At 70.9% G+C, this 13,539-nt stretch carries 10 protein-coding genes; 5 read left to right on the forward strand and 5 right to left on the reverse strand.

The genetic code is table 11. The annotated features are described in order from the left end of the window. Positions 1–11 precede the first annotated feature (11 nt). Positions 12–920 (reverse strand): M56 family metallopeptidase, encoded by a 909-nt coding sequence (locus tag ACH34W_RS35505; protein WP_395965535.1) that lies wholly within the window; start codon positions 918–920, stop codon positions 12–14. Beyond that, positions 917–1,300 (reverse strand): BlaI/MecI/CopY family transcriptional regulator, encoded by a 384-nt coding sequence (locus ACH34W_RS35510; RefSeq protein WP_151561537.1) that lies wholly within the window; start codon positions 1,298–1,300, stop codon positions 917–919. The genes ACH34W_RS35505 and ACH34W_RS35510 overlap by 4 nt, the downstream gene beginning before the upstream one ends. Positions 1,301–1,392: 92 nt before the next feature. On the opposite strand from ACH34W_RS35510, the gene ACH34W_RS35515 reads away from it, so the two are divergent. Further along, positions 1,393–2,886 carry a cytochrome ubiquinol oxidase subunit I gene (locus ACH34W_RS35515; protein ID WP_395965536.1) on the forward strand — a complete coding sequence of 498 codons (1,494 nt, stop codon included), beginning with the start codon at positions 1,393–1,395 and terminating at the stop codon, positions 2,884–2,886. Then, positions 2,883–3,800 carry a cytochrome d ubiquinol oxidase subunit II gene (locus tag ACH34W_RS35520; protein WP_395965537.1) on the forward strand — a complete coding sequence of 306 codons (918 nt, stop codon included), beginning with the start codon at positions 2,883–2,885 and terminating at the stop codon, positions 3,798–3,800. The genes ACH34W_RS35515 and ACH34W_RS35520 overlap by 4 nt, the downstream gene beginning before the upstream one ends. Here ACH34W_RS35520 and ACH34W_RS35525 read toward each other — a convergent pair. Beyond that, the gene (locus ACH34W_RS35525; protein WP_395965538.1) at positions 3,785–4,930 is read right to left on the reverse strand and encodes a type III PLP-dependent enzyme; all 1,146 of its coding nucleotides are present in this window, start codon (positions 4,928–4,930) and stop codon (positions 3,785–3,787) included. The two genes, ACH34W_RS35520 and ACH34W_RS35525, sit on opposite strands and share 16 nt — an antisense overlap. Beyond that, entirely contained in the window at positions 4,930–8,055 is a 3,126-nt protein-coding gene (locus tag ACH34W_RS35530) for a BTAD domain-containing putative transcriptional regulator (protein WP_395965539.1), read from the reverse strand. Before ACH34W_RS35530 ends, ACH34W_RS35525 begins: the two co-directional genes overlap by 1 nt. A gap of 112 nt (positions 8,056–8,167) precedes the next feature. On the opposite strand from ACH34W_RS35530, the gene ACH34W_RS35535 reads away from it, so the two are divergent. Then, positions 8,168–8,725, forward strand: a complete 558-nt coding sequence (locus ACH34W_RS35535; protein WP_395965540.1) for an NAD(P)H-dependent oxidoreductase — start codon at positions 8,168–8,170, stop codon at positions 8,723–8,725. A gap of 2 nt (positions 8,726–8,727) precedes the next feature. Continuing rightward, the gene (locus tag ACH34W_RS35540) at positions 8,728–10,278 is read left to right on the forward strand and encodes an MFS transporter (RefSeq protein ID WP_395965541.1); all 1,551 of its coding nucleotides are present in this window, start codon (positions 8,728–8,730) and stop codon (positions 10,276–10,278) included. A gap of 70 nt (positions 10,279–10,348) precedes the next feature. Here the strand turns inward: ACH34W_RS35540 and ACH34W_RS35545 are convergent, their stop codons facing one another. Beyond that, entirely contained in the window at positions 10,349–12,694 is a 2,346-nt protein-coding gene (locus ACH34W_RS35545) for an MMPL family transporter (RefSeq protein WP_395965542.1), read from the reverse strand. Positions 12,695–12,766: 72 nt separating this feature from the next. Here ACH34W_RS35545 and ACH34W_RS35550 point away from each other — a divergent pair, with 72 nt between their 5' ends. Next, a complete protein-coding gene (locus ACH34W_RS35550; protein WP_395965543.1) occupies positions 12,767–13,462 on the forward strand; it encodes a TetR/AcrR family transcriptional regulator in 696 nt (231 codons plus the stop codon). Positions 13,463–13,539 lie beyond the last annotated feature (77 nt).

Below are 13,539 nucleotides of genomic sequence, written 5' to 3' on the forward strand. Positions count from 1 at the left end.
GCGTAAACGGCTCAGTGCGGCAGCGTGTACAGCAGGATGGGGATACCAGCGATGATCGGCACCGCCACCATCGCCGCCACCCGGGTGGACCGGCGCGGGGCCTCCGGCTCAAGTAGCCGGTTGACCCGTGCCATGACCGGGATGCCGTCGGTGGTCGCGGCGCCGAGGGTGCCGGACGGGGCGGCCGGCGGCCGGGCCGCGGCGAACCGCAGCAGCGCGGTGGCGAGCTCACGCGGGGCGCGGTGGTGCTTGGCCCGGTCGTCGGCGGCCATCTCGATCAGCAGCTCCACGGCGTCGAGACATCGCCCGACCAGCCGGATCTGCGGGAACACCTGCCGGAGCGAGGCGAACGGCAGCAGGACCAGGTCGTGGCGCTCGCGGGCGTGGGCGCGCTCGTGCGCCAGCACCGCCGCCAGCTCGGCCGGGTCGAGCAGTTCGAGGGTGCCCGCGCTCACGACCACCTTGGACGAACGGACACCGGGCACGCAGTACGCGGCGGCCTCCGGGTGGTCGAGGACGAGGGTGTCGGGGACGGCGGAGTCGCGGCGCGAGACCAGTGCCAGCAGCGCCCGGTGCCGCCGCCGGGCCCGCACCACGCGGAACACCGCGTACATCAGCATGGCCAGCAGGACCGCGGTGAGGCTCACCGCCGCGAACAGGGCGGTCACGTGGGTCGCGTCGAGCCGCCCGGCCTGGTCGGAGAAGAGCACGGGCAGGCCGCCGGCGACACCCTTGCCATAGGGCAGCAGCGCCATGCCCAGCAGGGTGCCGATCGTGGCGAGGCCCCAGCTCAGGCCGAGGGCCTGCCAGAGGGCGATCGCGGTCCGGGGAGCGCGCCACGTCCAGCGCGCCTTGGACAACAGGTGCGCCCCGCCAACGGTCCCCATTGACATCAGTGCGAGCAGGGCGGTGCCGGTCATGCCGGTGGCTCCTTGCGCGTGAGGCCGAGCAGGGCCTCGCGGATCACGGCGGCCTCGTCGTCGGAGACCGAACGGACGAAGTGGGCCAGGGCGGCGTCGCGGTCACCGGTCTCGTTGAGGGCGCCCAGCATCAGCTCGGCGACATATCCCTCACGGCTCGCGGAGGGGCTGTAGCGCCAGGCGCGCCCGTCGCGCTCGCGCTCGAGGAAACCCTTCTTGGCGAGCCTGTCGAGCACGGTCATGACCGTCGTGTGCGCGAGGTCGCGGTCGCCGGCGAGGGCACGGCTCACGTCGCGTGCGGTGGCCGCCCCGTGACCGGCGTCCTCCCGCGCCCAGAGAATCTCCATGACCGTGCGTTCAAGCTCTCCCAGACCCTTCACGGGGTCCAGATTAACCGACTGAGAGGCATGTCACCACGGCAGGTAGTACTACCGATCCAAGTACTACAGCTTGTAGTACTACATTCTGTCGTATGAGCTCCGTAGCGCTCCTCGCGGATTTCTCCGCTCTTGCCGTGGACCCCGCCGCCCCGCTCGTGGACCCGGCCCACGGTGCCGCGACGCCGGCCGACTTCATGGCCGCCCGCCAGCAGATGGCCTTCACCCTGGGCTTCCACATCATCCTGGCCAGCATCGGGATCGGACTCCCGGCGCTGACCCTCCTCGCCGAATGGAGGTCACTCCGCACCGGCGACCGCGTCTACGCCGAGCTGGCGCGGCGCTGGATGAAGGCCGCGGGTGTGCTGTTCGCGGTCGGAGCCGTGTCCGGCACAGTGCTGTCGTTCGAGATGGGCACGCTGTGGCCGGGCTTCATGGACAAGTACGGCCAGGTGTTCGGCGCGGCCTTCGCGTTGGAGGGCATCGCGTTCTTCATCGAGGCGATCTTCATGGGCGTCTACCTCTACGGCTGGGACAGGCTCTCGCCGCGCGCCCACTTCGTGACCGGCATCCCCGTCGTGATCGCGGGTCTGCTCTCCGCCTCGTTCGTGGTCACCGTCAACTCCTGGATGAACCAGCCGCGCGGCTTCAAGCTGGTGGACGGCAAGGTGACCGACGTCGACCCGCTGGCGGCGATGTTCAACCCGGCGACCCCGGTCCAGGCCGTCCACTTGATCCTCGCCTCGCTCATGGTCTGCGGTTTCATCGTCGCCTCCGTCTACGCCGTCGCCCTGCTCCGCGACCACCGCGCAGGCCGTGTTGACCGCTACCACCGGCTCGGCTTCGCGATCCCGTTCACCCTCGGCGCGGTCTGCGCCCCGCTGCAGGTCGCAGTCGGCGACTGGGCGTCCCGCTTCGTCGCCGACAACCAGCCGATCAAGTTCGCGGCGATGGAGGGCATCGAGCACACCCAGGACGGGGTGCCGTTCAAGTTCGCGTTCATCGAGATCCCGAACGCGCTCTCGCTCATGCTGAAGTTCGACTCGAAGGCCACGCTGCGCGGCCTCGACGCCTTTCCCGAGGACGTCCACCCGCCCGCCGAGGTCGTGAAGACCTCGTTCGAGATCATGATCGCGATCGGCATGGCCCTGCTGGCGCTGGCTGCCTGGTGGGGCTTCGCCTGGTGGCTGCGGCGCCGCTCCGCCGCGGGCCAGGCCGGGGCGCTCGCCAAGCACCGCGACCTGCCCTGGAAACCCTGGTTCCTGCGTGCCGCGAGCCTCGCCGGAGTCGCCGCCGCCATCGCGATGGAGGCCGGTTGGACGACCACCGAAGTCGGGCGCCAGCCATGGATCGTGTACGGAGTGATGCGCACCGAGGAGGCCGTCAACCCCAACCCCGGCCTGCGTTTCGGCCTCTACATCGTGCTCGTCGTCTACGCCGTCCTCGCGATCGCCACCATCAGCGTCCTGCGGCGCATGCGCCGCCAACCACCCGAACCCGAGCCCGCCGCGGACGCGCCCACACCCCGACCCGCCGCGGACGCTCCCGCTCCGCGCGACGACGACCATGAGGAGGCCGGAGTCCGATGAGCTACCCGGACATCGCCCTTGGCCTGATACTGCTGGGCCTCTCCGCCTATCTGCTCTTCGGAGGCGCCGACTTCGGCGCCGGCCTGTGGCATCTGATCTCGCCCCGGCGTTCCGACAAGGACGTCATCGAGCACGCCATGGGTCCGCTGTGGGAGGCCAACCATGTCTGGCTCATCTTCGTCATGGTGATGACCTGGACCGCGTTCCCGCCCGTCTTCGCCGACATCATGGCCGCGCACTGGGTGCCGCTCTCCCTGGCCGTCCTCGGCATCGTCGCCCGGGGCAGCACGTTCGTCTTCAGCAAGGCGGTCCCCGACCAGAAGACCTATGCCTGGCTCTTCGGAGCTTCCTCGGTCGTGACACCGTTCTGCCTGGGCGCCGTCGCGACCACGGTGGCCACCGGCGAATCCACCTGGCTCAGCTTGCCCGGCATCTATGGCGGCATCCTCACAACCGCGCTCTGCGCGTATCTGGCGGCCGTCTACCTGATCTGGGACGCGCGGCGCCTGGCCGACGCGGACGCGACGCTGCGCTTCCGCGGCTACGCCCTCCTTAGCGGAGTCGTCGTCGGTCTCCTCGCCCTCCCTGGTGCCGCCGCGTTGGGCGTGCACTCTCCCCTCATCCTGGTGTCCACTGCGGCGGGCATTGTCTCCCTCGCCCTCGTGCTGCGCCGCAACTACCTGGCTGTACGGGTCACCGGTGCGCTCGCCGTCGTCACGGTCCTCTGGGGTGCCGCCGGGATGGCCGACCTCGATCTGGACTCGGCCGCCGCCCACGACGCCGCCCTCCAGGTCGTCTTCGTGGCACTGGCCGTGGGCGCCCTCATCCTCGTGCCCTCCATGACCTGGCTCTACGTCCTCTTCCAGCGCGCCGAGACCCGACCCGATGACGGGAGCCGTCAGGCGTTCAGGTAGTGGAAGCCCGGTTTGGGGTGCATCAGGAAGTCGTGGTGGGAGATGTTCCAGGCGTACGCGCCCGCCATGGCGAACGCCACCACATCGCCCACCGCGACCCGCCCTGCCGGGACCGTCCTCGCGAACACGTCCTTGGGCGTGCACAGTTGACCGACCAGCGTCACGGGCTCATCGGTCGCGGGCCCCGGCGCGCCCTGAGGGATCACGACGAACGGCTGGTCGTGCTGCTTGGTGACCGGCGTGCGCAGGTGCATGGTCCCGCCACGCAGGATCGCGTACCACTCGCCGTGGGCCCGCTTGACGTCGAGCACGTCGGTCACGTACCAGCCGCAGTAGACGCTCATGGCGCGTCCGGGCTCGATCCGGAGCGTCTCCCCGGGCAGTGCCAGTTCGGTGATGCCCTTCGCATACGTGCTCCAGTCGAAGAGACGTCCGGGGTCGGAGTAGTCCACGGCCATTCCGCCGCCGAGGTTGATCTCTGGAGCCGGCAGGTCGAAGCGGGCGCGGGTCCAGGTCAGGATCTCCTCGGACTGCTGGAGCATCTCGGGGGCTTCGAGCCCGGACGCCAGGTGCGCGTGGAAGCCCTTCAGGCGGATCCAGGGCGCGGCGGACAGGATCTCGCGGCAGCTCTCGATCGCCTCGGGGTCCATGCCGAACGGGCCCGACATCGCCAGCGCGACGCCGTCCCGCCGTCCCGCCAGGTTGACCCGCAGCAGGACGTCGACCTCGCGTCCGGTCTCGCGTGCGAGCGTCGCCAGGCGGGTCAGCTCATAGGGGCTCTCGACATGGACGCGGTCGACGCCCAGCCTCAGTATCGACGCCAGCTCGGGGTCGGTCTTGCCAGGACCGCCGAAGGCCAGGCGTGCATCGGGGAGCACCCGGTGGACGTGCTCCAGTTCGCCGCCCGAGGCGACCTCAATGCCGTCCACGTACGGCTCTAGCGCCCGCAGGACGGGCGCCTCGGCGTTCGCCTTCGCCGCGTAGTAGAGCTCCGGCGCGCCGGGCACGGACAGCGCCTCCCGGATCGCCGCCGCGTGCGACCGCAGCGCCCGCAGGTCGTAGACGAACGCGGGCAGCCCCTCGTCCTCGATGAGCGCGACCGCCCGTTCCCGCGCGTCATCAGTGATCATCAAGCCTCCTCGTCGATGGCGCCGCTGCCCGCCGCGAACTGCTCCGCGAACTGCGCGGCGAACGTCTCGTCGCCCAGGGCGGCCCGGAGCTTCGCGGTGATCCTGTCAACGTCGGCGCGTTCGGCGGGCGGGAGCGGCGCGTCGACACCGTCCCGGAGTGCGGCGGCCGTGCCCAGGTGCCGTGCGCCAAGGGCATGCTCTCCCGCGGCGGCAGCGGCACCGGCCAGCCCCTCGTACGCGAGTGCCATCGAACGGGGGTCACCGGCATCGCGGGCGGACTCCAGGCTCTCCTCGTGCAGGGAACGGGAGGTTTCCGCGTCGCCGCGCAGTTCGGCGATGAAGCCGAGCTCCGCGAGGATCAGCGCTTGCGCGAGCGGGGAGTCCACCTCACGGTTCCAGGCCAGCCAGCGGCGGAGGAGGGCTTCGGCCTCGTCGAGGCGTTCCTGCCGCCGGTAACTCAGCGCCAGCCCGAGTTCCGCGAACTCCTGGCCGACCGTGTAGCCCTGCTCGGCGGCGCGCTCGCTAGCCCGTTCGTGCAGTTCGTCGGCTCGGGCATGGTCGCCGTTGAGCAGGGCGATCCTGCCCAGGAGGGACAGCCTGTCGCTGACCTCGCTCCACAGCCCGAGCTCCTCAGCCATCCGCAGCCCGTCCCGGTGCAGGCGGCCCGCCTCGGCGTAGTCGCCGGTGATCTCCGCGTGGATGCCCAGCGCGAACGTGGCGTGCACCCGGCCCCACTGGTCGCCCAGCTCGGTGAAGAGCTCCATGCTGCGCCGGCCGTCCTCCGCCAGCGCCTTGAGGTCGCCGCGTACCAGTGCCTGCCGGGCCAGCGCGCTGAGCGCGGCGGCCGTCCCCCACCGGTCGCCGATCGCCCGCGTCACCTCCAGCACCTCGGTGGCCAGCTGTTCCTCGGCCGTCCGCTCGCCGATCCCGAGGTATGCGAGGCTCCGGAACGACTCGGCGCGGATCCTGCGGGTGAGCGCTGCGATTTCGCCAGGCCGGGACGGCGGCACGGCAGGCTCCGCGGGGTCTTGGCTCTTTCCCATGCGGAGGCTGAACGCGGCGCGCCAGACACGGGCCGTCCCCGCCTCGTCCTCGCTGCCATCATCGGTGCCGCCCGCCGCGAGTGCGACCGTGAGCGCGGCCGTGAGCGAGCGCAGGCCCTCACCGAGCCGACCCCGGAGTACCCAGTACCAGGCCAGCGAGTTGACCAGCGGCAGGCCACCGCCCCGTTCGAGCGCGAGCCGTAGGTTGGACGTCTCGGCGTCCAGTCGCCGCAGCCACTCCCGCTGCGTGGGGCCGCGCAAGTACGAGTCGGCCAGGGCGGCCAGCTCGGTGTAGTAGCGCCGGTGCCGCCCTTCGATCTCCTCGACCTCGCCGGCCTCCCGCAACCGCTCGTAGCAGTACGCGGCGACCGACTCCAGTAGGCGGTACCTCATCCCGTCCGTACCGGAGGAGACCACGACCAACGAACGGTCCACCAGCCGCGCCAGCGAATCCAGCACGTCGAGCCCGTCCTCGCCGCTGACCCGTTCGGCCGCTTCGAGCGTGCAGCCGTCCGCGTGCACGGCCAGCCGCCGCAGAACCGTGCGTTCGTCCTCGCCAAGCGGCTCCCAGCTCCAGTCGATCATCGCCCGCAGCGTGCGCTGCCGCTCGGGCGCGTCGCCGTATCCGCTGCCCAGCACCCGGAACCGGTCGTCGAGACGGGACGCCAGCTCGTGGACGCCCAGGACGCGGACGCGCGTGGCGGCCAGTTCGAGGGCGAGCGGGAGGCCGTCCAGACGCCGGCAGATCGCGGCGACGGCGTCCGCGTTGTCCGGCGTCACGCTGAACCCGGGGCTGCCCGCGGCGGCACGGGCGGCGAAGAGCTCCACGGCACTGGACTCGGCGAGCGGCGGCACGTTCCACAGCTGCTCGCCCGTGGTGCCGAGCGGGCGCTGGCTGGTGGCCAGGACGGACAGGCCGGGCGCGGTACGCAGGAGAGCGGCGGTCAGCTCGGCGGCTTCGGTGACGACCTGCTCGCAGTTGTCCAGGATGAGGAGCATCCGCTTGCCGCGCAGCGCCCCGGCGAGCCGGGCGGGCAGCCCCTCGGCGCTCTCGTCACGGATTCCCAGTGCCACCGCGACCAGCTCGGCCACCGCCTCCTGGCACGTCGCGCTGACCAGCTCGACGACCCACACCCCATCGGGGAAACGGCCGGTGAGCTGGCGAGCGGCCTCCAGGGCCAGGCGTGTCTTGCCGACGCCGCCAGGGCCGGTCAGCGTCACCAGCCGACCTGTGTCCAGGAGCGCGCCGATCTGCCGTACCGCCTCCGCACGGCCTACCAGGTCAGTGAGGGGAACGGGCAGGTTGGTACGCGGCGCGGGGGCCGGTGGCGAGCCCAGGGACGGGTCCTGTTCGAGGATGGACTGGTAGAGCGCGGCGATCTCGCGGCCGGGATCCACGCCCAGTTCGTCGGCCAGGCGTTCGCGGAGCTCGTGGTAGGCGGCCACCGCCTCGCTCTGGCGCCCCGCCCGGTAGAGGGCCCGCATATGGGCTGCGCGCAGCCGTTCCCGGAGCGGATGGCGGGCGACCAGGTCCCCGAGCTCGTCCGCGAGCATGGCGTGTTCGCCCAGTTCGAGCCTGGCCTCGGCGAGCTCCTCCCACGCGGTCAGGCGAAGCTCGTCCAGCCGGGTCCGTTCCGCCCGGGCGAACTCCTCGTCGGCGAAGTCGAGCAGCGCCGCTCCACGCCACAGTGCCAGCGCCTCGCCAAGCAGATCCGCGCGGGCCTGAGGACTGTCGGCGGCGCGCGCCCGGCTGACGAGGAGCTGGAACCGCCCGCTGTCCACGGCGTCGGGCGCCACGTTCAGCAGGTAGCCCGGCGGCTGCGACACCAGCAACTTCCGCCCGCCCGGATCGGCGGCGTCGAGGACGCGCCGCAGCTGGGACGCCCGGGTCTGCAGCGAGGCCGCGGGATTGGCCGGGAGATTCTCGCCCCACAGCACGTCGATCAGCCGGTCGGCGGGCACGACCCGGCTGGGGTTCATGAGCAACTGGGTCAGCAGGGCACGCACCTTGACCTCGGGGATCCGCACCTGACCGCCCTCGGCTGTCCACACGGCGAGCGGACCGAGCACCCCGAAACGCATGCTCGTGAATCTACTGGAGGACTGCTGAAGGACCGCCCTGAACCGGCCCTAAGTCCGCCCTGAGGCCTGCTGGAGTGCGCTCGCGCAGAGTGCGGCTTGAAGGGAGGGACCGATGGTGCGAATCGCGATCGTCATCGCCGGCGCCGCCGACCACGCGGACCGGGCGGTGGCCGAATGGCTCACCGGGCGCGTCCACGCGCGCGGCGACGCCGAGGTGGACCTGCTCGACCTCGGCGCCGCCTGCCTGCCGGACTCGCCGGCCGGCCGCCTGCCGACGCCGCCTGCGGTGCGCGATCTGACCCCGTGGCTCGGCGCCGCGAACGGCTTCCTGCTCGTGCTGCACGGCACGCCGCCGGATCAGCTACGCCAAGCCGTCTCCTGGTGCGCCGACTGCTGGCGGGCCAAACCCGTAGGCCTCATCTGGTACGGGGCCGTACCGGACGCCGAGGCGGAGGTGGAGATCTGCGCCAAGGAGCTCTGCGCTCTGGAGGTCTGTGCTCTGGAGGTCCGTTCCCTGCTCGATTCGGTCGGGGCGGTCACGGTCGGCGAAGCCGTCCACTTCGCCGACCGCGACCGCTCCGGCCAGGCCGATCTGATGCTCGCCGAACTCGTGTCCCGGGCACGCGAGATCCCTACATCCCCAATCACTGAAACCCCCTGGAGTAATTGATCATGTCTGTTCCCACCACCGCCGCCGGCGCGCGCGCCGGGGCGAAGGAGTGGCTCGGCCTGGCCGTGCTGCTCCTTCCGACCACCCTGTTGTTCCTGGCGATGACGGTGTTGTTCCTCGCCACCCCGCAGATCGCCGCCGATCTCGGGCCCAGCAGCGGCCAGCTGTTGTGGATCAATGACATCTACGGGCTCGTCATGGCGGGGCTCCTCGTCGCGATGGGCACCGTGGGCGACCGGCTGGGACGCCGCAAGATCCTGCTGTTCGGCGCCGCGGCGTTCGGGCTCGCCTCGGTCGCGGCGGCCTTCGCGCCGGACGCCGGCTGGTTGATCGTGGCACGAGCCGTCATGGGCGTCGGCGCTGCGGCGGTGATGCCGTCCACGCTCTCGCTGATCAGCAACATGTTCCAGGACGAGCGCCAGCGCGGTACCGCCATCGGCCTGTGGGCGGCCTCGATCTCGGTCGGCGTCGCGATCGGCCCGCTCGTCGGCGGTCTGCTGCTGGAGTCGTTCTGGTGGGGTGCGGCCCTGCTGATCGGCGTGCCCGTCATGGCGCTGGTCCTGGTCGCCGCGCCGCTGCTCGTTCCCGAGTACCGGGCGCCGCAGGCCGGTTCGCTGGACCTGCCGAGCGTGCTGCTGTCGATGGCCTCGCTGCTGCCGATCGTGTACGGGATCAAGGAGTTCGCCAAGCACGGCCTCAACGGGACCGCGATCGCGACTGCCGCCGTCGGGCTGCTGTTCTCGGTGCTGTTCGTCCGCCGCCAGCTCAAGCTGGCCAACCCGCTGCTGGACGTACGGCTGTTCGCGAACCGGACCTTCAGCGGTGCGCTGGGTGTCTTCCTCTTCTCCGCGATCGCGCTCGGCGGGGTCTACCTGCTCTTCACCCAGTACCTGCAGCTGGTGGCTGGGCAGTCACCGCTGGAGTCCGGCCTGTGGATCCTGCCCGCGGCGCTCGGTCTGGTGGCCGTCTCGATGCTGGCTCCGAAGATCGCTCGTAAGGTGCGTCCCGCCTACGTGGTGGGTGGCGGCACGCTCTTCTCGGTGGCCGGCTACCTCGTGCTGACCCAGGTCGAGGCGTCCGGGCTGACCCTGCTGATCATCGGCTTCTACCTGCTCTACCCGGGCATCGCCCCGACCATGGCGCTCGCCACCGGGCTGGTGATCGGATCCGCCCCGCCGGAGAAGGCGGGCGCCGCCTCCGCGGTCAACAGCACCGCGAGCGACCTCGGCGTCTCGCTCGGCATCGCCATCCTGGGCAGCATCGGCGCCGCGATCTACCGGTCCGAGATGCCCGCCGACGTCCCCGCCGCGGCGGCCGACACCCTGCCAGGCGCCCTGGCCGCCGCCGAGGACCTGCCCCCCGCCCAGGCCTCCGCGCTGGTCGAGCAGGCACGTGACGCCTTCGCCGAAGGTCTGAACATCGCCGCAGGCGGGGCCGCACTCCTGGCCGCACTGGCGGCGGTCCTCGCGATCACGTTGCTCCGCCGCGTGCCCCCGACCGGCGAACCGGCACCCGCCGACGACGCACGGGAGGACGAACTGCTCCAGGTCTGACGCCAACCACGAAGGTCAGGGTGGGCACCGGTCAGGGTGGGCTTCGGCCTGCCCTGACCGTGTGCGTGGGTCAGCCGACGGGTTCGAACTCCAGCTGTTCGGCGGTCTCCTTGCGGCCAGTGGGCGGGGTGGGCTGGGCCGGGCGCTTGCGGCCGGGCCACCACCAGTTGGCGTGACCGAGCAGGCTCATCAGCGCCGGTACGAGGACCAGCCGGACGATCGTCGCGTCCACTGCGACTGCCACCGCGAGGCCGAGGGCCATCATCTTCACCGTCGGGTCGGGCTGCGGGACGAAGCTCCCGAAGACGAAGATCATGATGAGCGCGGCCGAGGTGATGAGGCGAGCGGTGGCGCCGATGCCGATCACCACGCTCTCGTGCGGGTCGCCCGACCGTTCGTACTCCTCCTTGATCCGGGACAACAGGAAGACCTCGTAGTCCATGGAGAGTCCGAAGATCAGGGCGAACATGAAGAGCGGGACGAACGACATGATGGGGATCGCCTGGTCCACCCCGAGCAGCTGGATGCCCCAGCCCCACTGGAAGACCGCGGTCACGACCCCGAACGAGGCGCCGATGGACAGCAGGTTCATCAGCGCGGCCTTGATCGGAACGATGATCGAGCGGAAGGCGATGATCAGCAGCACGAGGGCGACGCCGACGACCGCGACGACCACGATCGGCATGCGGTCCCCGACCGTGTCGGCCAGGTCGATGATCGCCGGGTTCTCGCCGCCGAGGTAGACGGTGGCGCCGGGATGTTCGGCGAGCACGGCCGGGATCTCGGTGCCGCGCAGCCGGTGGACCAGGTCCGTGGTCTCCTCGACATGCGGCGCGGTCGCCGGGATGACCTGGAGCAGCGCGGTGGTGCCGGTGATGACGGGCTCGGCGGTGAACGCCACGCCCGGCACCTCGGAGACCCGCTGCTTGAGCGCCTGGCCGAGCACCACGGCCTGCTTGTCGGGCTTCTTGGTCAGGTCCGGCGCGCCCTTGGGCAGCGGGATCGGCGGCTTCTCGGCGCTGGGAGCCGGCGTCACCGTTCCCTGCGGGCCGGTGAGCCCCGTGAGCCCGTCCGGCCCCTTGATGGTGGGCACCTGTCGTTTGGCCGGGCTGGGGCGTTCCTCCTTGCCCGCCTGCTTGCCAGGCACCTTCGCGACGATGACGAACGGGCTGTAGTGCCCCGCGCCGAATTCCTTGGCGACGACGTCGTACGCCTGCCGCGAGTCCGTCTTGGGCGAGGCGATGCTGTCGGCCATCACCCCGAACCGCAGGCTGAGAGTCGGCACGGAGAGCGCCAGCAGCACCAGCGTCGCCGCGATCGCGTACGGCCAGGCGTTGCGGTCGACGTGGCGCCCCCACGTCATCCAACGCGTGGAGCTGCGGTCGGGCCGTACGCGCGGCAGCTTGTAACGGTCGATGCGCGTGCCGAGCGCGCCCAGGATGGCGGGCAGCAGGGTGAGCGCGCCGAGCACCATGAGGCCGACCGACAGCGCTGAGGCGAGCCCGATCCGGCCGATGAACGAGATGCCGGACAGGAAGAGGCCGCAGATCGCGAAGACGACCGTTCCCCCGGCGAACACCACGGCATGCCCGGAGTGCGCCATGGCGCGCCCGACCGCCGTCTCCACGTCGTCGCCGTCGGCCAGCTGCTGGCGATAACGCGTCACGATGAACAGCGCGTAGTCGATGCCGGCGCCGATGCCGAGCATCGCGGCGACCATCGGCGCGGTCGGATGCACCTCGACCGCCGACGCCGCGAAATGGATCATCGAGTAGGCGATGACCATCCCGCACAGCGACACCAGGATCGGGATCCCGGCGGCCAGGAACGAGCCGAAGGCCAGCAGCAACACCAGCATGGCGAGCATGATCCCCACGCCCTCCTGCGGGCCGCCCTTCGGCTGGTTGAGGATCATCGCGACGATGCCGCCGAACTTGACGTCCAGCCCGGCCATCCGCGCCGGCTCCACCGCCTCGTCGAATCTGTCCAGGTCGGCGGCGCTGACGTCGCCCATCGTGCCCTTGAGGTTGACCCGGATCACGACGGCGTCGTGGCTCTTCATCCCGCCCATGCCCTGGATGTACGGGTTCTCGGCGAAGGCGACGCGGTCGAGCGCGGTCAGGTTCTCGATGGCCTTGCCCACGGTGAGCGCGACCCGCCAGTCCCCCGGGCTCGCGTCGGCCGTGGAGTGGAAGACCACGGTGGCGGTGGGTCCGGTCATCGCGGGGAAGTCCTGGCGCAGGGTGTCGATGGCGCGCTGGGTCTCGGTGCCGGGGAGGGAGCTCTGCTGGACGAACATGCCGCCCTGGGTGACCCCCAGGACCCCCGCCCCGAGCATCAGCAGGATCCAGAGCTCGAAGACGGCGCGCCGTCGCCGTACGCAGAGGCGTCCCAGCCTCTCCAGTGTTCGCGCCATGATCCGCAGAAAAACACGCTCGGTGCATTTTTGCAATAGCTGCAAGTTTGCAGTCGTGTTAGTGTCCGTGACATGGGTCACGTTGAGGGGTTGCGCGAGCGGAAAAAGCAGCGCACCCGCCGGACGATCGCCTCTGAGGCGCTCCGTCTCTTCGCCGAACGCGGCTACGAGGAGACGACGATCGCCGACATCGCCGAGGCCGCCGACGTGTCACCCCGCACGTTCTTCAGCTACTTCCCGAGCAAGGAGGACGTCGTCTTCGCCGAGATCGATGACCGGCTCGCCGAGGTGGCCGACCGCCTCACCCGACGGCCACCCGGCGAGCCCCCCATCAAGACCATCCGGCGCAGCATCGTCGACATCATGGAGGCCCTGGTCACCGAGCACGGCGCCTACGGCGCCGTTCAGGTGCAGCTCATCCTCGAACGGCCCGGCCTGCGGGCGTGCGCCCTCCAGCGCATGACCGCCACCCAGCAAGAGCTGGAGCAGCACCTGCGCGACCTCTGCCCCGGCATCAGCGAGATCGACGCCGTCGCCGTCTCGGGGGTCGCCATCGGCGGCATGCAGTCGGTCATCGTCCACTGCCGCCGGCACGGCTACTCCCCAGAGGCCATGCGCGACGCCCTGGACCGCACCATCACCCTCGTCGAAAACGGCGTCTGCTCCGTAGCCGCCCTCAACGAAGCGCCCGCCACGGAGATCAGCAAAGCCCCGCCTGCCCCAAACCAGCGACCCCGGCCCGCACGCGAGCGCGCTAACGGGTCGTGAAGCGAGCCGAAGGCGAAGCTTCACGAGAGATCGCGAAGCGATGCCGCGATCGCCGCTTTTGCGGTTCGGCGGCCGAG

The organism is Actinomadura sp. 6N118, assembly GCF_044326415.1.
GTDB lineage: Bacteria > Actinomycetota > Actinomycetes > Streptosporangiales > Streptosporangiaceae > Spirillospora.

Bases quoted from the DNA above. Each gene is read 5' to 3' on its own strand.
- ACH34W_RS35530 (WP_395965539.1), bottom strand. From the start codon at position 8,055: ATGCGTTTCGGGGTGCTCGGTCCGCTCGCCGTGTGGACAGCCGAGGGC.
- ACH34W_RS35520 (WP_395965537.1), top strand. From the start codon at position 2,883: ATGAGCTACCCGGACATCGCCCTTGGCCTGATACTGCTGGGCCTCTCC.
- ACH34W_RS35515 (WP_395965536.1), top strand. From the start codon at position 1,393: ATGAGCTCCGTAGCGCTCCTCGCGGATTTCTCCGCTCTTGCCGTGGAC.
- ACH34W_RS35550 (WP_395965543.1), top strand. From the start codon at position 12,767: ATGGGTCACGTTGAGGGGTTGCGCGAGCGGAAAAAGCAGCGCACCCGC.
- ACH34W_RS35535 (WP_395965540.1), top strand. From the start codon at position 8,168: ATGGTGCGAATCGCGATCGTCATCGCCGGCGCCGCCGACCACGCGGAC.
- ACH34W_RS35505 (WP_395965535.1), bottom strand. From the start codon at position 920: ATGACCGGCACCGCCCTGCTCGCACTGATGTCAATGGGGACCGTTGGC.
- ACH34W_RS35525 (WP_395965538.1), bottom strand. From the start codon at position 4,930: ATGATCACTGATGACGCGCGGGAACGGGCGGTCGCGCTCATCGAGGAC.
- ACH34W_RS35540 (WP_395965541.1), top strand. From the start codon at position 8,728: ATGTCTGTTCCCACCACCGCCGCCGGCGCGCGCGCCGGGGCGAAGGAG.
- ACH34W_RS35545 (WP_395965542.1), bottom strand. From the start codon at position 12,694: ATGGCGCGAACACTGGAGAGGCTGGGACGCCTCTGCGTACGGCGACGG.